Origin of the sequence: Rhodococcus sp. NPDC057529 (genome assembly GCF_042802055.1) — a bacterium.
Lineage (GTDB): Bacteria > Actinomycetota > Actinomycetes > Mycobacteriales > Mycobacteriaceae > Rhodococcus_F.
This window is the reverse complement of sequence record NZ_JBHVEY010000025.1, coordinates 74,603-96,124: the sequence shown is the minus strand read 5'-3', so window position 1 is coordinate 96,124 and position 21,522 is coordinate 74,603. Positions and strand designations below refer to the sequence as shown.

Here is a 21,522-nt window from a genome sequence, read left to right as displayed (position 1 = left end):
AGGCAGGGGGTCCGAGCAGGGCATCGACTTCGCCGGCAGGCACGCCGACCTGATCTATGCGCCACTCCTGTCGATCGGAGCGGCGCGCGACTACACCCGCGACGTGCGCGAGCGGGCGGTCGCCCACGGCCGCGACCGTGTGTACGAGTACTGCTTTGAACCAAAAGCGAGCGGTTCAAGCGTGGGCAATTTCCTCGACAAGCTGTTCGAACTTGCGCACCGTCGGGTCGCTGTTGTCTGAACGAGCGCACAGGAGAACGCGTGTAGGTGCCAGGTCCTCGACAACGACGAAGCGCACGCCGGGATGGGCGTAGAAGTGGGGGACCGACTCCGCGGTGATGGCGATGCCGGTGCCGGCCGCGCATTGCTCGAGCATTTCTTCGACCGTTGAAATCGAGGGTCCGGTTCGCGCCGCGGATCCGTCGGAGCGAGGGTTGACCAGCCAGTAGTCGATCCATTCCTGGGAACCTGTTTCGCTGGGTAGGAACGTTTCCTCCGCGATGTCGCGGAACGCGACGGTCGACCGGTTCGCGAGAGGATGGCTGCTGGGGAGCACCACTACACGATGCTCGCTCAGGACCACGCTGCATCGCAGATCGTCAGCTCGGACAGGTTCGCGTGTGAAGACCACGTCCACCCGATTCTCGAGAAGCGCACGGGTCTGGTCGCCCCATTCGAGATGCTTGAGCTGCACATCGACCAGCGGGAGATTCGCGCTCGTGGCATTGAGGATCTCCTGGGTGAGCTCACCCGCCCCGGTGGCCATGAACCCGATCCGAATGCGCGTCGTTCCCTGCTCTGCGCGCGCAACCCAAGCCGACAACGTGTCGCTTGCGTCGACAACTGCGCGAGCGAGCGTTACCAGTTCCGCGCCCTTGTCTGTGAGCTCCACCGACCTGGAAGTTCTTCTCAGGACCTCGAACCCGAGCTCGCGCTCCAGATGACGAATCTGCTGGCTCAGGGCGGGTCCGGTGATGTAGAGGCGTTCGGCAGCGCGGCGGAAGTGCAGTTCCTCGGCTACCACCAGGAAGTAGCGTAAGACGCGGGGGTGTATGTCCATGGGTTCCCTTCCCGATTCCGGCGGCGTGCGTCCATATTCTGCAAGTGTGCACGTCAGGAGCATCCGCACGGACCGGTAAGCGTTGCTTAACGTTGGGCGTCGGATAGGACCTGGTGTTCCTCCCGCTCCGGCGGCACAGTGTTGTGAGTCACAGGCCGTCGAACAGTCCTCGTCACGGCCGGACACCACGACCTCCATCCCCCCAGTTTTGCAGGAGAAATTCGATGACCGCTGTCGACGACACCGCCACACCCGCCACCGCCAGGACTCCGCTGTTCTGGATGACGAGCCCGGGAAATACCCCCAAGGGGGATCGGCGTGACTTCCACACCATGGACGAGACCGAGTGGACCGACTGGCTGATGCCCGGAACGCGCTACAAGCTGCTCTACTGCAACCTCGTTTCGGGTGCCTTCACGATCTTGTTGCAGGTGGATCCGGGCATCAAGGCCACCTCGCACTGGCATGTCGGCAACCTGCAGGTCTACATCCTCGAGGGCGGCTTCTACTACTACGACGGAACGGTCGTCGTCGACGGGCAGACGACCCCCGACATTGGAACACCCCACTCGTTCACGGTCGAAACGGCCGGCACCATTCACGAGCCATTCTCGACCGAAACGGGCTGCGTGATGCTCGCGATGTTCGACGGACCCATCGGCGGCTACACCGAGGATGGGCAACTCGCCGTCATGGGTGATGCGCGACTTCACTACTACATGGCCAAAGACAACGAGGCGGTGCACAACACGCAGTTGGTCGACTACTCGTACGGATCGACCGATCTCCAGTAGCCGTTTCCATCTGCACAGCTCATCGATCGGAGAAACCATGACCTCATCGCTGTCGTCGACGCCCGCTTTCAACCATGTCGGGATCACCGTTCCTGACCTCGACGAGGCTGTCGAGTGGTATCGACAGGTGCTGCGCTTCACCGTCCTCGGCGGACCGATACAGATCGGCAAGGAGGACGAACCGTTCGGCGAAGTCCTCAGCGACATCTTCGGGGCTGAGTGGGCGAGCCTGCGCGTAGCCTTCCTCGCCACCGGGGACGGCACCGGAATCGAGCTGTTCCAGTTCCTCTCGCCCGCCACCACACAGCCGGACCGGGTCGAGTACTGGCGCACCGGGCCGTTCCACGTGTGCCTGACGTGGCCGGACGTCGCGCAGTTGGCCGGACATATCGAGCGGCACGGCGGCAAGCAGCGCAGCAAGGTGTGGACGCTGTTTCCCGGTCGCGACATCGTCTACTGCGAGGACCCGTTCGGCAACATCCTTGAAATCAGCTCGGGCACGTTCGATCAGACCTGGGCCAACCGTGCCTCCGCACCAGAGTGAAGGACTATCCATGAATGCTCAACACCTTGCAGGCAAGACAGCGCTCGTCACCGGGGGTGGCGGCGGATTCGGCCGCGCGATCAGTCGACGCCTCGCGGCGGCGGGCGCCGAAATTGCGGTGCTCGACCGCGATCCTGCCGGCGGAGAAGCCACCGCCGCAGCGGTTCGGGAGGCTGGAGGCCTCGCAACGTTCCACAAGATCGACCTCACGGATCCCAGCGCAGTGCGCGACGTGGTCGACTCCGTGGTCGGCGAGTACGGCCACCTCGACATCGCCGTAAACAATGCCGGAATCGGCGGCGAAATGGTGCCGCTCGCCGACTACCCGCTCGACGCCTGGAAGCAGGTGATCGATGTCAACCTGAGCAGCGTGTTCTATTGCCTTCAAGCCGAATTGGCGGCGATGACCTCGCCGGCCTCGGGCGGAGGGGCCATCATCAACATCGCCTCGATCATGAGCACCGTTGCGATGCCGAACATCAGTGCGTACGTGGCGTCGAAGCACGCGGTGCTCGGGTTGACGAAAGCCGCAGCAGTCGAATACGGCTCGCACGGAGTGCGTGTCAATGCGGTCGGACCCAGTTTCGCGCGGGTGGGATTCACCGCCGACAAGATCAGCGACGACGCCCAGTGGGATTCGATGGCAGCACAACATCCATTGGGCCGAACCGCGACTCCGGACGACATCGCCGATGCGGTGGCACATCTTGCGAGCGAGAGTTCGTCTTATGTCACCGGTCAGCTTCTCCTCGTCGACGGCGGATACACCGCGCAGTAGAGCGTTCACGACGGAATCGATAACAAGTGAGGCAATATGATTGACGATCACCAGGGTGCCGGCCGTGTAGCAATCGTCACCGGTGCCGGTGGCGGGATCGGCGCCGCGACGGTGCGCCGATTGGTTGCGGACGGGATCCGCGTCGCGGCCGTCGACCTCGACGAGCAGGCTGTAAAGGAGTTGGAGAGCGAACTCGGAGAATGCTGTTTGGCGGTCGGTGCCGATGTCTCCACCCACGACGGAACACGAGCGTATGTCGACGCGGCACGCGCGCATTTCGGGCGCATCGACTACCTGCACAACAACGCCGGAATCGAGGGGTCGGCGACCGCTCTCGACGAGAGCGACCCGGACCAGTTCGGGCAGGTACTCGCGGTCAACGCGGGTAGCGTGTACTTCGGAATGCGGGAAGTGCTTCCGCACCTGTATGCGCAGGGGCGAGGCGCCATCGTCAACACCGCAAGCCAGGCCGGAATCCGAGGTGTTCCCCGGCTCTCCGCGTATGCCGCCAGCAAGCACGCGGTCGTCGGACTGACCCGAAGCGCCGCCCTGGAGGCGGGGGGACGCGGCGTCCGGGTCAATGCCGTCGCGCCCGGTCAGATCGCGACCCGCATGATCGACAGCCTCGAGGAGCAGTGGGCGCCCGGCAACGCGGCAACTGTCCACGACCAGCTCATCTCGCAGATCCCACTCGGCCGATATGGCACAGCCGACGAGATCGCGACGCTGGTCGCCTGGCTGTTGTCGGATGATGCGTCGTTCGTGAACGGTGCCGTCTACACCGCTGACGGCGGAACCACCGCGTAACGACGGCACGTGCGGAGAGAGGCGCCCGGATCGTCCGGGCGCCGACCGCAGGCCTTGGCGTTCTTCGGCCGAACCGGCATAGTTGTGGTCGGTATCGAACCCGGCGCCTCGTCGAGCCGAGGAGATTCGATCTGCGAGTCCTGGCCGCGAGCGGCAAACCGATCGATCGCGGCCGTGTCGAGTCGATTCTGACTCGCAGGACGCCGGAGCCGATCAAGCAGTGCGTAGTCGATCTCGGAGTTCTCGTGACCGATGAACCGACCGTGGTTGAGGCCGATCCCGCGCTCGGGATGCCGCGTCGCCTGTGCATCCCATTGCACAGTTCGGGTGACCGATACGGCGTATATCGCCGCAGCGGTTATCCGAATTGACCAACGACGACCAGCACGGCCGTATGCAACGCGTTACCTACCCGAACACCTTCTCGAAGCAGTTCGAGAAGGGGAGGGCCTCGTAGGGCGAGAAGGTCGGGATCCGCGAGTAGCCACTCTTCTCGTACAGCCTGACCGCGTCGGGTTGCCGGTCGCCGGTCTGGAGGATCAAACGGGGTCGCCTCGCGTCTCGTGCCGCATCCTCGACCGCGGTGAGCAGCGCGGTCGAGACCCCGGTTCCGCGTTCTTCCTTGACGACGAACATCCGCTTCAACTCGAGATCGTCGCCGTTCCAGCGCAAGGCCGCGTGGCCCACGGCTCGTGGCTCCGCAGACTCGAGGTCTCTGACATACACCAGAACGGTGAGATGCACCGATTCCGGATCCACCGCATTGGTGGCTGCCCGAACGGCGTCCGACACACGATCGGAATACCTGGGGCCGACTTCCGCTGCCATGGCCGCCCGCAATGCCACCGCGTCGGGATCGGACCACGAGGCTGTGCGGACGACGAACTCGGTGCGCGTGGCGCTTTCGGTCATGACTGTTCTCCGTACGACTAGATTCGACGAATGACGGTGTCATGACGAGGACGCCTCGGTCGATAGTTGAAATCACTGCAACCTCAATGACATCCGACGAGTGAAACTCTTCCGTTCGGAGCGCGATTGGGCTAACGGGCCGATGCCGCGTCGTCGCGCCGACGGTCGTTCCGTCCGCGAATGGTGTGCCGTCAGGTGAATTTCAATCACCGGGATCGTAAAGCTACGCGTGGCCCCCTTCGTGGGCTATGGGAAGCATTGAGCATGTTGTGACGGTGCGCTTTTCGGCCTTACGTGTCGTGATACATTCATGTCGACGGTCATGAGTACCAGCATCAAGCCCTGGCTTGCTGGTCGGCAACCCTCCCGCGCGGCGGGGTGCTCCAGGTGACGACCCGGCGGAATCGACAACTGATTCCGCAAGCGCGCAAGGAGTCCGTGGACCCTGGTTCTCCGGTGCGCGTCCGCACTCCTTCGAAAGGACTTTCGTCGTGGTTCGAGCGCCCAAACCGCTACACCTGGCAGTCGAGGTAGATGGCGCGGGAGGTCATCCCGCCGCGTGGCGTGTGTGGGGGCGCCCGCCTGCCGATGTGGTCTGTCCCCGGGTTCTCCGGTCGGTCGTGGACACAGCCGAGGCTGCCGGTTTCGCGCTGGTCACCATCGACGACCGAATGGTGCCGGGGGAGGGCGCATACCCCTTGGGACGGTTGGATGCTGGGACGCGTGCGTCGTTCGTGGCGACGACGACGGCCACTATCGGGGTGGCGCCGACGGTGCACGTCCTCACCACCGAACCGTTCCATCTCGCGACGCAGCTGGCCAGCCTCGATCACGGCAGTCGGGGTCGCGCGGCATGGGTGGTCGGCTCGGACAACTCCGCGGACGTCAATGGTGCAGTCGGATTCGAGCCACGTGCCCCCGAGGCCGTACGGCGCGAGGTTCGAGACGTCATCGAGCTCGCCCGGCAGCTCTGGGATTCGTGGGAGGACGATGCCGTGATCCGCGATGCCGCGACGGGTCGCTACCTCGATCCCGACAAGGTGCACCACGTCAGGTTCGAGGGCGAATTCTTCAGCGTCGTCGGACCGCTCATCACACCCCGTTCACCGCAGGGGCAGATAGTCGTCGTGGGAGCTGCGGAACTGGGGGTGCCGGATCTTCTCGACATTGTGCTGCTGTCCGGTCGGGATGTGACCGACATCGGGATGTCGGCGGCGGGACAGCGGGCCGTGACCTTCGCCGATGTCGAGGTGATTCTCGATACGAAGACCGAGTCCGCGCAGTCGCGCCTTGCCCGCCTCGATGGGTATGCGCTGTGGCCGGACCGGGGACGCCTTCGATTCGCGGGTTCGGCACGAGACTTCGTCGACCTGGTGCGGTCCCTGGCGGACACGGTGGACGGTGTCCGGATCCATCCCGCCGTCGTCACCACTGATCTCGCCGTTCTGGTCGACGAGGTCCTTCCCATATTGCAGGAGTTGTCACTGCATCGGATTCCGAAACCGGGCTCGACGTTGCGGGAGACGCTCGGACTACGTCGGCCGCTCAGCCGCTTCGCATCGACCACCAGCTAGCCACGACCAGGCAGGAGTTTGCCATGTCCACTCCGGACACCGGAGCACCGTATGATGCCGACGCGCAGGTCCACCTCGGTGTTTTCTACCCGGGAATCGGCCCGCAGACGGTGTGGGAAGATTCCAAGGCCCCCGACCAGGTATCCCCGGAAACCTTCCTGCGGGTTGCTCAAACCTTGGAACGGGGCTTGTTCGATGCGTTCTTCCTCGGCGACGGCCAGCGTGTGCGGGAGAACCGCGGTGCGGCACTGGCCACCGACATTGCGGGCCGTCCCGACGCCATCACTCAACTGTCGGCGCTTGCCGGGGTGACCAGCCGGATCGGTCTCGTCGCCACGCAGAACACCACGTACAGTCTGCCGGTCGACCTTGTGCGGCGGCTGGGAAGCTTGGATGTCCTGTCCGACGGACGGGCGGGATGGAACATCGTCACCACCGACAACGCGTGGACCGGCGAGAACTTCCGGCGCGGTGGATGGCTGCCGCACGAACGCCGCTACGAGCGGGCCACCGAACTCGTCGAATTGGCCAAGGAATACTGGGACGCGTGGTCGCTCGCCGATGTCGCCACGGATGCCCACCAGGACAGTTGGCTGCCGGCCGACCGATCTGCGGGCATCGCACGGAACAGTGACCTTCTGCACGCCACTGCGGTCTCCACCGTTCCGTCGAGCAGACAGGGGCGGCCCGTGTTGTTCCAGGCCGGCGATTCCGTCGGCGGCCGTGACCTGGCGGCCCGCCATGCCGACGTCGTGTTCTCGGCGAACAGCGAGTTCGACGCGGCCGTTGCCTACGCACGCGACCTCCGGGCGCGACTGTCCGCTCACGGCCGGTCCACGGATTCGCTCCGAATCCTTCCCGGTGTCACCGTGATCATCGGAGACACGCCCGAGGATGCCGAGGAGAAGGCTCGGTGGCTCCGCGAGAACGCCTACAACCCGCACCGGGCGATTGCATTCCTCGAACACTATTGGGGGCAAGATCTTTCGGCATACGACCCCGACGGCCCGTTGCCGGACATCGACCCGATCGACGGAGAACTCGATCCGTCGCGCGGGACGCTGGCGATCGCGGACCGCACCGGCAAGCTCGATCAGATAACCCACTGGCGTGCGCTGGCCGCGGAGAAAGACCTGTCGATCCGACAGCTCGTCCTCGAAGTGGCCCCGAACTCGCGCTACCTGGCCGGGACCGCCGGTGAGATCGCGGATCGCTGGGCGTACTGGGTGCGACATCGTGTCGTGGACGGATTCAACATCAATCCGTACCACCTGCAGGATTCGATCGACGACCTCGTCGACAGACTCGTACCGGAATTGCAGGAACGCGGGGTCTATCGAACCGAGTACACGACCGAGACTCTGCGCGACCACCTGCGTCTGCCTGCCGTGTAAGGGCGGTATCGACGGTGGTCCGAGTGTGTCGGGGCGAGCGATGGGCATTTCACCGCTGGACACCGCGGCCAACCGTCGTCCAGGTTCGGATGCCCGTGGCGGGTACTCCTCGTTACCCGGGAGGAACCCCCGACCAGCGGCCTCGTTTCATTCGGCTGGTCGCCTGTGCGTGAGTGCGGCAACTCTGGCTGCCGCACTCACGCACGGATGCGGAGTGCCTCGGCGCCCGGCACGGAGTCGACGAGCCGGCGTGTGTACTCGTCCGTGGGTGCATCGAGAACCTGTGCCGTCGGCCCGGATTCGACGACGTTCCCGCGACGCATCACCGTCACCGTGTCCGCGATCAGCCGCACGACTCCGAGGTCGTGCGTGATGAACAGATAGGTCAGCGAGTACGCGGCCTGCAGGTCCACGAGCAGTTGCAGGATCTCCGCCTGTACCGACACGTCGAGCGCGGACACCGCCTCGTCCAGGATGACGATCTCCGGATTCAGGGACAGAGCGCGAGCGATCGCGACACGCTGCGCCTGCCCGCCGGAGAGCTCCCCGGCCCGGCGGGAGGCGTACTTGCGGTCCAGCCGCACGCCGTCGAGAAGTTCCTCCGCGATCGCGTGCCGCTGCCTGCGGTCGATGTCCTTGCGATGCACACGCAGCGGCGCGGTGATCAGGTCGGCGACCGAGAGCCGGGGATTCAGAGAGGAATACGGGTTCTGGTACACGAACTGCAGGCGCTTGCTCAGCTGCCGGCGGCTCCAGGTGTCGCCCTGCCCGAGGAGGGTGACCTCGCCCTCGTCGGGAGTACGCAGGCCGGCGACGATCCGGGCGATCGTGGACTTGCCGGCACCGGACTCGCCGACGAGTGAATGCGTGGTTCCGGTCGCGACGCGGAACAAGACGTCGTCGGCCGCGACCACCGGTTCCGCGCTGCTGTGCGCCGCGTGGAACGTTTTCGACACACCCTTCACCTCGATCGCGTACTCGGCGGAGGTGCGTTCGGCGGACGAGTGCGGAGTGAGCGTGCCGACCCGAATCGGCCGCGGCTCCAGGGTTCCGACATGCAGACCGGGAGCGGCGTCGAGGAGCCGCCGCGTGTACGGATCGCTCGCGTGGTGCAGGAGGGTGTCGCTGCGGCCCTCCTCGACGACGACGCCGCTGCGCATCACCACGACGCGGTCGGCGCGTTCGAGCGCGACCCCCAGGTCGTGGGTGACGAGCAGGATGCCGATGCCCAGTTCGGTGCGGAGCCGGTCGAGGTGGTCGAGGATCTGTTTCTGCACCGTCACGTCCAGCGCGCTGGTCGGTTCGTCGGCGATGAGGAGCTCCGGCTCGCCGGACAGGGCGATCGCGATGAGCACCCGTTGCTTCATGCCGCCGGACAGTTCGTGCGGGTACTTCGGGTAGATGCGGGACGGATCCGGAAGGCCCGCCAGTTCCAGGAACTTCAGTGTCTGTGACTTCAGGTTGTGCCGCTGCGCCGAGGTCGTGAACGGAAGGAGGTGGCTCTTTCCGAGGCGGTTGCGCAGCGCATCTTCCAGTTGCTTGCCGATCGGTTTGACCGGGTTGAGCGAAACGCCGGGATCCTGCGGGACGAAGCCGACATAGCTGCCCCGCAGGCGGGCGAACTTGTTCTGGCTCCACCCGGCGACGTCTTTGCCGCCGAGCTGGATTCGTCCGCTCACCCGGCTGGTGCGTGGCAACAGGCCGATCGATGACCGGATGAGGGTGGACTTGCCGGAACCGGACTCGCCGACGATGGCGACCAGTTCACCGGCCTGCACGTCGAGGCTGATCCCGGAGACCGCCTTGGTCGCGCTCCGGCCCCGGCCGGTGTACCAGATCTCGACGTCCTCGAAAGACAACAGGGTCATCGGATTCCTCCGTCGTGTTGCAGTTCGCGACTGATGCGGTTGCTCGACAAGACCACCGCCAGGATGACGAAGCCGGGGAGCAGAGCGATCCAGGGAGCGACTGCGAGGAGGTCACGGCCCTCGGAGACCAGCAGGCCCCATTCCGGTTCCGGTGGCGGAGCACCGAACCCGAGGAAGCCGAGCGCCGCAATCGCCAGGATCGAGGCACCGAACTGCAGTGGAACGAGGGAGACGACCGAACTGAGCGAGTTCGGCAGCACGTGGTGGGTGAGGATGGTGAGTCGCGGGGTGCCGATGCTCGCGGCGGCCTCGATGTAGTCGGCCTGGACGACACGCAGCACCTCGGCGCGCATCACCCGGGCGAAGTTGGCGACAGCGGAGACGCCGACCGCGATCGCCACGTTGATGGTGCCGTAACCGAGCGCGGAGACCACGACCATGGTGAGCAGTAGGCCGGGCACCGACAGGAGTACGTCGACGACACGCATGATGACCAGTTCGACCGCGCCGCGCACGAATCCGGCGATCGCGCCCAGGACGGTCCCGATGACGAAGGCGATGGCAACGGCGAGGAGTGTCGCGCTGAGCGTGATCACCGCGCCGTGCACGGTCCGTGAGTAGATGTCACGGCCCAGACGGTCGGTGCCGAAGAGGTGTTCGGCGCTGGGGCCGACCAGGATCGCGGTGGAGTCCGGGAGGTACGGGTCCTTCCCGGCGAACAGTCCGGGCACGAAGCACCAGGCGACGGCCAGGGCGACGATCAGGACCGCCAGAACGAGACCCGGGCGGGACACGAGCGGGGGAAGCGCCCCGAATCGTCGCCGTGGCGGTGCGTCCGGTGTGTCGACCGGTGGCGGGAGGAGCGGTGGTGTCGCGGCGAGTTCCGGGACGGTAGCCGGGACCGGGTCGGCCACCGGTGGCTCGGCCACGAGCGTGCGGTCGCTGTCGATCGTCATGAAAGCATTCCTTCGCGGGCGGCTTTGAGTCGAGGGTCGATCAGGGGATAGGCGACGTCGACGACGAAGTTGACCGTGACGAACGCGAGGGCGACGAACATGACGACGCCCTGGACGACGGGCACGTCTTGCGCACGGACCGCCTGCTCGGTGAGTCGTCCGATCCCGTTGCGGGAGAAGATCGTCTCGGTGATGACGGCACCGGCGAGCAGTTCGCCGACGATGATGCCGCCCTGGGTGAGGGCGGGCAGGCTGGCGTTGCGCAGGACGTCGCCGTTGATCACGGTCGCCTTGCGCAGGCCCTTGCTGAACGACGTCAGCACATAGGGCGAGCCGTATTCGGTGGTGAAATTGCGCAACAGCAGTTGGGCGATGGGGCCGGCGACGGGGATCGCCAGCGCGAAGGCGGGGAGCACGAGCCCGTGCAGGCCGTCGCGGCTGATCGGAGGGAACCAGCCGAGCTGGAACGAGAAGACCCGGATGATGATGAGACCCAGCAGGAAGCTCGGGAACGACACCAGCAGAGGCGGCAGCCCGGCGATGACGTTCCGCAGCCACGGGGACTCGATGTAGGTGGCGACCCAGGCGACTGCCAGCGCGATGAACGCCGCGAGCACCAGCGCGGCCACGGCCAGCACGACGGTCTTCGGGAGGGCCTCGGCGATCGCTGTCACCACCGGTTTGCCGTTCTGGACGGAGGACCCGAAGTCGAGATGCAGTGCGGCCCAGAGTCGGGCGAGGTACTGGAAGAATGCCGGGCGGTCGAAGCCGTACTGCTGCTCGATCTGCGCGTAGGCCTCGGGCGAGATGTCGTTGCGCTCTTCGGGGTTGAAGAGCAGTTCGACCGGGCTGGCGGGCAGCGTGTACAGCAGGATGAAGGAGGCGGTGAACGCGCCCCACACCACCACCAGGCTTCGCCCCAGCTTCAGGAGGACGTAGCGTGCCATGGAAATCCTTTGCGAGTGTGTGTCTGCCCGGCGTCCCGAGCCGGTCCGTCGGGGGACCGACCCGGGACGGGTCGATCAGCTCTGGTCGATCCAGGTGCGGAGGAAGTGCAGCCGGCTGGTGGCGTCGAGGTCGATGTCGTGGACACCCTTCGACGCGGCCACCTGGGACGGCTCGAACACCGGGTCGTACAGGACGTACTCGTCGAGGACGAGTTCCTGCGCCTGTTCGGTCAGCGCGCCCCGCTGCGTCGGGTCCAGCGTGGACTCGAGTGCTTCGAGAGTGTCGGCGATCTTCTGCCGGTCGGGGAAGTCCGCGGGGATGCGGGCGGAGTTGCCCCGGTCGGGGTTGAAGTTGACGTTCAGGATCGCGGGATCGTTGCGGCTACGGTTGGTGTTGATCAGGTGGTATTCCTTGTTGACCTGGTCGGTCGGGATGTTGCTCGCGTCGAACTGGAAGTCGAGGTCGACGCCGATCTCCTGGAGCGACGCCTGGATCGATTCGTACGTGTAGCGGCTGTTCGGCACCAGATAGTGCCCGGTCGCCTTGAGTGTCAGCTTCTTTCCGTCCTTCTCCCGTATGCCGTCGGCCCCGACCTTCCAGCCGGCCTCGTCGAGCAGCCGCTTGGACTCCTCGAGGTCGAACTTCAACACCCCGTCGGTGTAGTCGGTCGATCCTTGGACGTGGGCGGCGAGTACGGACTTCGCCTGCCCCTCGGACGGAGCGAGAACGGTGTCCTTGAACCCGGCGCGGTTGGTGGCACGCACGATCGCGCGACGGACGTTGATGTCGTTGGTGGGCTCGAGACTCGTGTTGATGTTCCAGCCGAGGTTGAGCCCGGCGATCGTCCGGGAGGTGATATCGAAGCCCTGCGCCTCGAGGACCGTCTCGTCGGTGGGCAGGATGTCGAACGCAGCCTGTACCTCTCCGGACTGCAGTGCGCCCGTGCGCACGCTCGCTTCGGGGATCGTCACGAACTCGACCTTGTCGAGGTAGGCCGGGCCCTCGTGGTTCAGTCCGGGAGCGCCCCAGTTGTAGTCCGCGCGCTTGGTGAGCACCGTGCGCTCCTTGGGCGCGTATTCGGTCACGACGAACGGACCGGTGCCGACGATGTTCGTCGGGTCGAGCCGCTGCTCGGCGTTCGACGAGAGGGTCTTCTGGCCGATGATGCCGGGCTGGTTGTTGCCGGAGTACGAGATGAACTGGAGGAAGCTGGCCGAGGGGGACTTGAAGACGATCTTGACGACGTTGTCGCTGACGACCTCGCTGCCCTGGTAGGACTTCAGGTGGGTGGCGCCGTTGGGCTTGATGCCGAGCGCCGGATCTCCGAAGACGTACTGGTCGAAGTTCTTCTTCACGATGTCGGCGTTGAACGGGGTGCCGTCGCTGAAGGTGACGCCCTCACGCAGCGTGAACGTGAATTCGGTATTGGTGTCGTCGACCTCCCAGGCGGTGGCCAGCCAGGGACCGATTTCGCCGGTCTCCGGATCCTGCCAGGTCAGTTTGTCGAAGACACTGTTGCCGTAGTTGCTGGCCGCGAAGGACGTGTTCAGGTGTGGGTCGAGCGACTCGGGGGAGCTGAGAAGCGCGATCCGCAGGGTGCCGCCGGTCTGCGGATCGCCGCTTCCGGTGCCGCCCGCGGCGTCGACAGTGCTGCTGCATCCGGTCAGAGCGAGGACACCGGTCAGTGCGAGAACGCCGAACACGCCTCGGAATCGTCGTCGGCGCTCGCGCACCGGCCGTGGGGCGTGAACTGTTGTTTCCATGCGCAGGAATATATGGTCAAAGTTCCTGGCGGGCACGATATTAAAGCGCAGTGAATCTAACGGCAATCGCCTGCGGGGACTCCTGTGTGCCCTGTCACGCCACAGGTTCTCGGTGGTGTGCCGCTGCCGCGATGTGTGCGAGCTGGGCTGTCCGCGAGTGTTCGTTCTGGCTCTGGATCTGAAGGAACTGCGCGGAACGGGCGTGCAGCGCAGCGGTATCGGTGTCGAGAATCCCCGAGGCCGCCCGTGAGACGGTCAGTGCCCGGGCGATCTCGTGCAGCGAACGGAGCACCTCGACCTTCAGCGTGAGCCGGTTCTCGAAGTACTGCGGGCCTTTCGGATCCGATGTCGCCCGATCGGTCAGGGAGTAGGCCAGTGCCCGATAGCGGGTGAACTGCGGTGCCCATGCCTGCGCCACCGCGACGGCCGCTTCGGTGCCGGAGGCGTCCAATTCGTCGAGGATCGCGCGCGCCACCCCGAACACCTGCGGCCTGACGTCGCTGACGATGTTCTGATCACGGTGATTCCATTCGGATCTCGGGGTGCGTGTGACGATGTTCGACTCGGCGACGAAGGCTCCCTCGAAAGTGACTCGCCACGTGCGGCTTCCGTTGGCGGCTACGAGACCCAGCGGCTCGGCACGCAACCGCTCGTCGTCGGCCGGGATCAGCGCGAGCAGCTGGGTCTCGGTCGTGGGGTCGATCGCGGCGACGGACAGCAGGGTGTTGAGCCCCCAGCCGCTCACCCAGGACACCGTGCCGGTGATCGTCCATCCGCCGTCGACCGGGGTGGCGCGGACATATCGGGTGGGGTAGTGCCGGGCGTCGCTGATCGCGGTCCCGGTGAGGATCTCCCCGCGTAGCACCCGCTCACCGAGTTCGCCGATCCGTTCGCCGCTGTCGGCCAGAGCGGTGAAGTGGACGATCAACCCCGTGTGCTGTGCCCAGGCGAGCCACGTGTTGAAGTCGCCGTAGGCGAGGTGCTCGTGGACCCGGCGTTCGGCGGCCTTGTCCAACTCGGCGCCACCGAACCGGGCCGGGGCCAGATGGTTGAGCAGCCCGAGCCGCCGCAGTTCCTCGACGGTGTCGGCGGTGACGCCCTCGCGGTCGGTCTGCAGAGCCCGGGGTGCGAGCGTGTTGTACGCGAAGTCCCGAACCTGCGACACCAGTGGGTGCTCGTCGGCGGCGTCGACCCGGTCGGCGCTGCCCGCGTCGATCGACACGTCCAGGGTGGAGGTCATCGGGCGACGCCCGACTCGAAATCGTGGAGCAGCAGCGCGATCTCGAATCCGCGGCGCTGGAGCCAGTGCGAGACGACCGCGGCGCGGGCACCGGTGAGGTCGTCGATCAAGACCACGCGCGCGCCGCGCACGGCGATGGTGCGGTAGGAGACCCCGAGCAGCTGCCCGCCCTCGGACGTGATCGATCCGGGTAGGTGCCCCTGCTCGAACTCCTCCGGCGTGCGAACGTCGAGAAGGTAGGTGGTGCGGTCGGGGTCGACAGCCCACGCCTGCGCGGTCTCGACGTCGATGCGGGGGAACGTGTCGTTGGCGGTGATGGTCTCCACACGCTGCGCGGCTGCCTCCCGCGCGGCGCGGTCGACCGGTGCGTAGACGGCGGTCGCGCCGGTTTCCAGCTCGAGGTTCTCCTCCTTCCACGCCCGGGTGCCGTCGTGCAGGTAGGAAACCTTGTTCGGGACACCGGAGTCGATGAGCGTCTGGGCGCCGATGATCGCGCGGGGCAGGCCCGCGCAGGAGACGACGACGTGGGTATCGGGGGAGGGCACGACGTCCGCGAACCGCAGCAGCAACTCTGCGCCGGGCACGCCGACCGCGCCGGGAACGTGGCCGGCGGTGAACTCGGGCAGGGTGCGGGTGTCGATGACGACGACGTCGGCGCCCTGATCCTTGAGGGACTGGAGTTCGGCGGCGGACACCGAGGGGGTGTCGCGTTCGTCGCGGATTCCCAGGGAGAAGTCTTTGCCGGGGACGTCGAAGGTCGGCAGGTCGTCGGTGCCGTTCCGGGTCCACTCGGGGATGCCGCCTGCGAGGACGTGTACCTCGCTGCGCCCGGTCTCGGCGAGGCGCTCGGCGAGGCGCTGCGCCACGCCGTCACCGCCGTCGACGAGGACGGTCCGTACGACCGCGCGTGGCACGTACCGGTCGATCTCGGCCTCGAGGCGGTCCGCGGGAATGTTGGTGGCGAACAGTGGCGACGCGTAGCCGACCTCGTCGCTCGGTCGGATGTCGAGGACGGCGAGTTCCGCATCGTCGGCCAGCCAGACGCGGAGGGTGTCGACGTCGATGGTCTTCTCGACGGTGGAGGCCTTGTCGATCGATGAAGTGCTCACGGATGGCAGTGCGGGTTCCGGACCGGCGGCGGCCTGTGCCGCTGCGCTGATTGCGTCGGCGGATTCGCGTTCGCGGTCGCGGAGGTATTCGCGCAGGGAATTCAGGAATGCGCCGATCCATGCAGTGATGATCACCGCGTAGATCGCCCGTGATACGACTGCGGGGCGGTAGTGGTGACGCCATAGGCCACAGCGTCGTGCCGTAGATCTACGCCTGGGTGGCTGCGGAAACCCGGTCGTGCGGCACCGGCAGGCCGAGGTTGTCGCGCAACGTGGTTCCGGTGTATTCGGTGCGCAGCGCGCCCCGGTCCTGTAGCAACGGCACCACGTGATCGACGAACTCGTCGAGACCGGAAGGCACGAGGTGCGAGCCGATGATGAATCCGTCGGAGCCGTCGTTCTGCACGAACGCATCGATCTTCTCTGCGACCTGCGCGGCGGTGCCGACGATCGGGCCACGTTCGAACTGGTCGATGACGGTCTCCCGCAAGGTGAGCTTCTTCTCCTCGGACACCGCTCGTAACCTCGCGACGGTCTCGAACCGGTCCTGGTAGGTGAATGCGCGGCCCTGGATGATCGGTGGCGCGTCGGGATCCGGTTCGATGCCCGGGACGGGTCCGTCGGGGTCGAACGCGGAGAGATCGCGGTTCCAGATCTGCTCGAGCAGGATCAGCGCGGTCTGACCGATGACCTGCTCGTTGCGGACCTCGTGGTATTTCTCCCATACCTCGGCCTCGGTGTCGCCGAGGACGAAGCTTGCCGAGGGGAGGATCTTGATGCCGTCGACGTTCCGCCCGAACGAGACGGCACGGGCTTTGATGTCGCGGTAGAACTCGGCGGCCTGGGGCAGCTTCCCGTAGGGCGAGAAGATCGCGTCGGCGTTGCCTGCCGCAAAATCGCGCCCCTGCGGTGACACGCCGGCCTGCAGGAGGACCGGTCGGCCCTGGGGACTGCGCGGCACTGTGAACCGGCCGCGGATGTCGAAGTGACTGCCATGATAGTCGAAGGTTCCGGCGTCCGGACGGCGCAGGAAGCGGCCGTCTTCCTTGTCCGCCAGAACGTCGTCACCGCGCCACGAATCCCACAGCTGCCGCACCACTTCGACGGTCTCCTCGGCGCGCTCGTAGCGTTGCGAGTGGTCCAGGAACCCACCGCGGCGGAAGTTCTGCCCCGTGAACGGGTCGAACGACGTCACCACGTTCCACGCCGCTCGACCACCCGACAGCTGATCGAGCGACGCGAACTGCCGCGCGAGTTCATACGGCTCGTTGAACGTGGCGTTGATGGTTCCGGCCAGTCCGAGGTGATCGGTGACGGCGGTGAGGGACGCGAGCACTGTGAAAGTGTCGGGGCGGCCGATGATGTCCTGGTCGAAGATCTGCCCGGCGCGCTCGCGCAGGGCGAGACCCTCGGCGAGGAAGAAGAAGTGTGTGGTGGTTGACGCCGCCGAGGTAGGCGCCGAGGATGACCTGCTTCTTGGATGTGTGCTCATCGTGTACGTGTCCTTGTCTGAAGGCAGTGGCTCAGGCGGCGGGGAAGCCGGTGGCATAGCGGTTCGGGACGTCGGTGGGCAGGCCCAGCAGCCCACGCAGGGAGGTGTCCGGATACGCGGTGCGGAACAGGCCGCGTTGCTGCAGGATCGGCACCAGCCGGGACGACACGGCCTCCAGATCGTCGACGGCGACTCCCGGTCGCAACCGGAAGCCGTCGAATCCCAGCTGCTGCCATGCCGCGAGCCGGTCCGCGAGCTCGTCCGCGGAGCCGGTGAACACGGTGGCAGCGGAGGCGAATTCGATCCCGGGGAGGTCGTCCAGTCGACGCAGCCGGGCTGCGCCGGATTCGCGGTCGTCGTCGAGGAACACCACCAGGTCGGCGTAGACCCGGAGCGACTCACCGGTGCGACCGGCCCGTTCGGATGCCGTGGCCACATCCGCGAGAACCGACTGCGCGTGGACGTCGTCGGCCGGGGTCACGAACACGAGGTCGGCGCCGCGTGCCGCCAGGTCGTACGGCAGTGCCTGATGGGCGAGTGCGGTGACCGCCGGCTGCCCCTGCGGCGGTCGCACCACGAAGCAAGGGGGTCTCTCGGTCGCTCCGGATGGTCGCCTGCGAGCTTACGGTTCGTCGTCTGTTCGAGCGCCCCCTTTTTCATCAGCTCGATTGAAACCCCGGCAACCGAAGGTGCAGTTGCACTGCATGTTTCCGATCGGGACGAATTAATGTCCGATCGCATCGAACTGTCCCACGTCAGGCACCGTTTCTCGTGGTGGAGGGCGGAGGCGGTGAACGACCGACGGCGACAACCGGGGCTAGTCTCTCGATGTCCGTATGCCGGCCCCGTCACTCTGTCGTGTGCCAGGCATCTCTCTGGGACCGAAGTAGGGAAGGGACGACATGACAGCGGTGAACACGGCCGTCAGTGCGGCCGAATCCGTGACCGCCGCAGACCGCCTCCCATTCGTCGCTCGGGTGCGGGAGTACGCCGAACGAGTGCTGCGCCCCGAAGCCCTGTCGATCGACCGTGACGGGGTCAGCGGAGAACGTATCGACGAACTCGCTGCGCTGGGGCTCCTGAACCACCAAGCGCCGCGGGAATACGGCGGCCTCGACATCGACCGCAACACCGATCGTCGCCTGCACGAGATCATCGCCGGCGCGTGCTTCAACACGTGGCTCGTCTGGGCTCAGCACGCGCCGATGGCCGGGCGAATCGTCGAATCCAGGAAACCGGGCGAACCGGTGTCGCAGCTCGCCGAGCGAATTCTGCGTGGCGAACTCGTGCTCGGTGCCGGAGTCAGCGACGTCCGGAGGTTTCCCGACCATTACATCGCGGCGGAAAGGACGAGCGGCGGCTGGATCTTCACCGGCGCCATCTCCTGGGTCAGCGGGTGGGGGCTCAACGACGCCCTGACGGTCGCCGCGGTGGAAAGGCGGACGGAGACCGTGATCACCGCGCTCGTGCCGGTGAGCGACCGCACGCGCAGTGTCGGACCGCTCCCACTCGGCGCCGTCGCGGGCAGCAGGACCGCGCGGGTCGAGCTCGACGACGTGTTCGTACCCGACGAGCACGTGCTCTCCGCCCACTCGCTGGAGACGACGCGGTTCAACGACATCGGCACGGCGAGCGACGCACGCGGCCACCACTTCGGGCTTGCAGAAACGGTCCTCCGAGAGTTGGAGCAGTCAGGACACCCGCTCGCCCAGGACGTGGCGGCGACGTGGAGGCCGCGCATCGCGCGGATTCGGAGCACTGCGTACGAGCTGTCTGATGAGGCCACCGCCGCGGGAGGTGGTCCGCATCGGATCGGCGAACGCCTCGCGACCAAGGTCGCCAGCGGCGAGGCATTGTCCACGATCACCCGAGCACTGCTGATAGCGCGGGCCGGTCGGGGACTGAGTGGCGACGACACGGCGCAGCTCCATGCGCGGTCGGCGCTTTTCGTCCTGGTCCAAGGACAAACCACCGACGTTCGCCGAGCCCAGCTCGCCGAACTCGCCCGCTGATCACCACCACCGAACAGGAATCATCATCCCATGAGCCTCGAATTCCTCTGGTACATCCCGAATCAGGTGACGCCGGGACACCGCGGCGAGCCCGTCACGGTCGACCACAACAGCCTCGACACCCTCACGGCCCAGGCGGAGGCCCTGGAGGAACACGGCTGGAAGGGTGCATTGATCGGCACCGGGTGGGGTCGCCCGGACACCCTCACCGTCGCCACGGCCCTCGCTGCCCGGACGTCGACGTTCGAGCCACTCGTCGCGGTTCGGCCCGGGTACTGGACTCCGGCTCACTTCGCCTCCGCTGCAGCGAGTCTCGACCACCTGTCCGGTGGCCGGGTGCGGGTCAACATCGTGTCCGGCAAGGACGACCTGGGAGCGTACGGCGAACGCGAGAGCGACCAGGCCGCCCGCTACGCCCGCACCAAGGAGTTCCTGCAACTCGTCCGTAAGCTGTGGACGGAGGAGAACGTCACCTACCGTGGCGAGCACTTCCAGGTCACCGACTCCACGGTGCTGCCCCGGATCGCGCCGCGCGGAGACCGGCTCCACCCGAAGCTCTACTTCGGTGGTGCCTCCGACGCCGCTGAGCGGGTAGCGGCCGCCGAAGCCGACGTCCAACTCTTCTGGGGCGAACCCCTCGAAGGGGTGCGGGAGCGGATCGAGCGCCTGCGGGCGCTGAGTGAGGAACTCGGCCGAGAGCACGCACCGCTCGAGTTCGGTCTGCGGATCACCACCCTCGTCCGGGACACGACCGAGCAGGCCTGGGCCGACGCGGAAGCGAAGGTGGCGGAGATGGCGAAGATGGCGAAGAACCAGGGTGCACCGGAGCAGAACCCGCACCGTCAGACCGCCGTGGGACAGCAGCGACTCCTCGACCTCGCTGCTCGCGGCGAGGTGCTCGACGACAATCTGTACACCGCACCCGGCAAGTTCGGTGGCGGCGGCGCAGGCACCACCTGGCTCGTCGGCTCCCCGGAGGATGTCGCGAAGTCGTTGCGCAAGTACCAGGACCTCGGCATCACCCATTTCGTGTTGTCGGACACCCCGTACCTGCGGGAGATCGAACGTCAGGGCACGCAGTTGCTGCCGCTACTGGGGGAATGAGCGCGGAAGCCCCTGCCCGCCCGGGCCGATGCCGCGGTTGTCGCAACATCGGCCCGGGCGGGCTTTTCAGTTGTCGTCTGCCGAAATCTGGTCGGTCAGAGCTTGAGTCCCGTGCCGTGCACGCCGTGTTCCTCGATGAGCGCCAGTTCGTCGTCGGTGAGCGCCGGGAAGTTCAGGGCGGCGATGTTGTGGTCGAGCTGCTCGGTCGAACTCGCACCGATCAGCGCCGACGTGACCTCCGGCCTGCGCAGTACCCACTGCAACGCGAGCTGGGCGAGTGACTGCCCGCGGGCCTCGGCGATCTTGTTGAGTTCGGCGGTACGCTGCCGGTACGTCTCGTCGATCACATCCGGCGTCAGGAATGAACTGTTCTGCGCCCGTGCATGTTCGGGAATCGTCTCCAGGTACTTGTCGGTCAGGAGGCCCTGCGCCAACGGCGAGTACACGATGAGCCCGAATCCGTCCTGGTGGGCGGTGTCCAGCAGACCGTTCTGTTCGGGGCGCCGGTCGTAGATCGAGTAACGCGCCTGGTGGATGAGCAGCGGGACGCCGGCCTGGCGGAGCAGTTCGGCGGCCTCGTGGGTGCGATCGGGGAGGTAGTTGGAGATGCCGACGTAGAGCGCCTTGCCCTGCTCCACCGCGCTGACCAGTGCACCGACCGATTCTTCCAGCGGCGTGCTGAGGTCCGGGCTGTGGTGGTAGAAGATGTCGACGTAGTCGGTGCCGAGGTCGCGCAGACTGTGGTTGAGCGAGGTGAGGATCGACTTGCGCGAGCCGCCCTCGAGATAGGGGCTCGGACCGATCGGGTTGCCTGCCTTGGTCGACAGGATGAGTTCGTCCCGGTAGGGCGCGAGGTCCTTCGCGAGAACCCTGCCGAAGTTCTGCTGGGCCGCGCGGTGCGGTGGGCCGTAGCGGTCGGCGTTGTCGAAGTGGGTGATCCCCAGGTCGAATGCGTGGAGAATGATCTCCCGCTGGGTCGCAAAGGCATAGTCGCTACCGAACTTCTGCCACAGGCCGAACGAGAAGGCCGGAAGATCGAGGCCGGAGTTTCCGGTGCGACGGTAGGGGACCTTCTCGTAGCGGTCCTCGGCGGCGGCGTAGGTGAGATCGAAGGGGCTGGCGGTCATCGGTGTCGTCTCTTCCGTTCTGATCAATTGTTGTTGTGGG

At 66.2% G+C, this 21,522-nt stretch carries 19 protein-coding genes and 1 riboswitch; of the genes, 8 read left to right on the top strand and 11 right to left on the bottom strand.

The features are described 5' to 3' along the window. Positions 1-175: 175 nt before the first annotated feature. Positions 176-1,060, bottom strand: coding sequence for a LysR family transcriptional regulator (locus tag ACFU5V_RS35400; protein ID WP_378705116.1), 885 nt, complete (start codon positions 1,058-1,060; stop codon positions 176-178). Positions 1,061-1,284: 224 nt separating this feature from the next. Between ACFU5V_RS35400 and ACFU5V_RS35395 the strand changes: the two genes are divergently transcribed. Genes ACFU5V_RS35395 through ACFU5V_RS35380 form a run of 4 tightly spaced genes read left to right on the top strand, consistent with a single transcriptional unit; the run spans position 1,285 to position 3,983 of the window. Continuing rightward, the gene (locus ACFU5V_RS35395; protein WP_378441634.1) at positions 1,285-1,854 is read left to right on the top strand and encodes a cupin domain-containing protein; all 570 of its coding nucleotides are present in this window, start codon (positions 1,285-1,287) and stop codon (positions 1,852-1,854) included. Between the two features lie 37 nt (positions 1,855-1,891). Further along, a complete protein-coding gene (locus ACFU5V_RS35390) occupies positions 1,892-2,398 on the top strand; it encodes a VOC family protein (protein WP_378705060.1) in 507 nt (168 codons plus the stop codon). Between the two features lie 10 nt (positions 2,399-2,408). Further along, complete coding sequence (locus ACFU5V_RS35385) at positions 2,409-3,176, top strand: SDR family NAD(P)-dependent oxidoreductase (protein WP_378441630.1); 768 nt, start codon at positions 2,409-2,411, stop codon at positions 3,174-3,176. A gap of 36 nt (positions 3,177-3,212) precedes the next feature. Further along, the gene (locus ACFU5V_RS35380) at positions 3,213-3,983 is read left to right on the top strand and encodes an SDR family NAD(P)-dependent oxidoreductase (RefSeq protein WP_378705056.1); all 771 of its coding nucleotides are present in this window, start codon (positions 3,213-3,215) and stop codon (positions 3,981-3,983) included. Between the two features lie 408 nt (positions 3,984-4,391). On the opposite strand, the gene ACFU5V_RS35375 is transcribed toward ACFU5V_RS35380, so the two are convergent. Further along, the gene (locus tag ACFU5V_RS35375; protein ID WP_378705052.1) at positions 4,392-4,895 is read right to left on the bottom strand and encodes a GNAT family N-acetyltransferase; all 504 of its coding nucleotides are present in this window, start codon (positions 4,893-4,895) and stop codon (positions 4,392-4,394) included. A 318-nt stretch (positions 4,896-5,213) separates the two neighbouring features. After that, positions 5,214-5,327, top strand: a riboswitch (SAM riboswitch). 59 nt (positions 5,328-5,386) lie between these two features. On the opposite strand from ACFU5V_RS35375, the gene ACFU5V_RS35370 reads away from it, so the two are divergent. Together ACFU5V_RS35370 and ACFU5V_RS35365 are read left to right on the top strand one after the other, a co-directional pair. After that, positions 5,387-6,469, top strand: a complete 1,083-nt coding sequence (locus ACFU5V_RS35370; protein WP_378705049.1) for an LLM class flavin-dependent oxidoreductase — start codon at positions 5,387-5,389, stop codon at positions 6,467-6,469. 23 nt (positions 6,470-6,492) lie between these two features. Beyond that, a complete protein-coding gene (locus tag ACFU5V_RS35365) occupies positions 6,493-7,863 on the top strand; it encodes an NtaA/DmoA family FMN-dependent monooxygenase (RefSeq protein ID WP_378705047.1) in 1,371 nt (456 codons plus the stop codon). Positions 7,864-8,060: 197 nt separating this feature from the next. Here ACFU5V_RS35365 and ACFU5V_RS35360 read toward each other — a convergent pair whose 3' ends face one another. The 8 genes from ACFU5V_RS35360 to ACFU5V_RS35325 form a co-directional block, all read right to left on the bottom strand. Next, positions 8,061-9,731, bottom strand: a complete 1,671-nt coding sequence (locus tag ACFU5V_RS35360) for an ABC transporter ATP-binding protein (RefSeq protein ID WP_378705045.1) — start codon at positions 9,729-9,731, stop codon at positions 8,061-8,063. Beyond that, entirely contained in the window at positions 9,728-10,687 is a 960-nt protein-coding gene (locus ACFU5V_RS35355; RefSeq protein ID WP_378705043.1) for an ABC transporter permease, read from the bottom strand. Before ACFU5V_RS35355 ends, ACFU5V_RS35360 begins: the two co-directional genes overlap by 4 nt. Next, entirely contained in the window at positions 10,684-11,634 is a 951-nt protein-coding gene (locus ACFU5V_RS35350; RefSeq protein WP_378705040.1) for an ABC transporter permease, read from the bottom strand. Before ACFU5V_RS35350 ends, ACFU5V_RS35355 begins: the two co-directional genes overlap by 4 nt. Before the next feature lie 75 nt (positions 11,635-11,709). After that, a complete protein-coding gene (locus tag ACFU5V_RS35345; RefSeq protein WP_378705037.1) occupies positions 11,710-13,398 on the bottom strand; it encodes an ABC transporter substrate-binding protein in 1,689 nt (562 codons plus the stop codon). A gap of 94 nt (positions 13,399-13,492) precedes the next feature. Next, positions 13,493-14,638, bottom strand: coding sequence for an acyl-CoA dehydrogenase family protein (locus ACFU5V_RS35340; RefSeq protein WP_378705035.1), 1,146 nt, complete (start codon positions 14,636-14,638; stop codon positions 13,493-13,495). After that, entirely contained in the window at positions 14,635-15,882 is a 1,248-nt protein-coding gene (locus ACFU5V_RS35335; protein ID WP_378705032.1) for a rhodanese-like domain-containing protein, read from the bottom strand. The genes ACFU5V_RS35340 and ACFU5V_RS35335 overlap by 4 nt, the downstream gene beginning before the upstream one ends. Positions 15,883-15,955: 73 nt before the next feature. Beyond that, positions 15,956-17,239, bottom strand: coding sequence for an NtaA/DmoA family FMN-dependent monooxygenase (locus tag ACFU5V_RS35330; RefSeq protein WP_378705029.1), 1,284 nt, complete (start codon positions 17,237-17,239; stop codon positions 15,956-15,958). A gap of 31 nt (positions 17,240-17,270) precedes the next feature. Then, positions 17,271-17,816, bottom strand: a complete 546-nt coding sequence (locus ACFU5V_RS35325; protein WP_378705027.1) for a hypothetical protein — start codon at positions 17,814-17,816, stop codon at positions 17,271-17,273. A 325-nt stretch (positions 17,817-18,141) separates the two neighbouring features. On the opposite strand from ACFU5V_RS35325, the gene ACFU5V_RS35320 reads away from it, so the two are divergent. Continuing rightward, positions 18,142-19,251 (top strand): acyl-CoA dehydrogenase family protein, encoded by a 1,110-nt coding sequence (locus ACFU5V_RS35320; RefSeq protein ID WP_378705024.1) that lies wholly within the window; start codon positions 18,142-18,144, stop codon positions 19,249-19,251. 30 nt (positions 19,252-19,281) lie between these two features. Further along, positions 19,282-20,355 (top strand): LLM class flavin-dependent oxidoreductase, encoded by a 1,074-nt coding sequence (locus ACFU5V_RS35315; RefSeq protein ID WP_378442347.1) that lies wholly within the window; start codon positions 19,282-19,284, stop codon positions 20,353-20,355. A gap of 95 nt (positions 20,356-20,450) precedes the next feature. On the opposite strand, the gene ACFU5V_RS35310 is transcribed toward ACFU5V_RS35315, so the two are convergent. Continuing rightward, positions 20,451-21,482 carry an aldo/keto reductase gene (locus tag ACFU5V_RS35310; protein ID WP_378705021.1) on the bottom strand — a complete coding sequence of 344 codons (1,032 nt, stop codon included), beginning with the start codon at positions 21,480-21,482 and terminating at the stop codon, positions 20,451-20,453. Between the last annotated feature and the right edge of the window lie 40 nt (positions 21,483-21,522).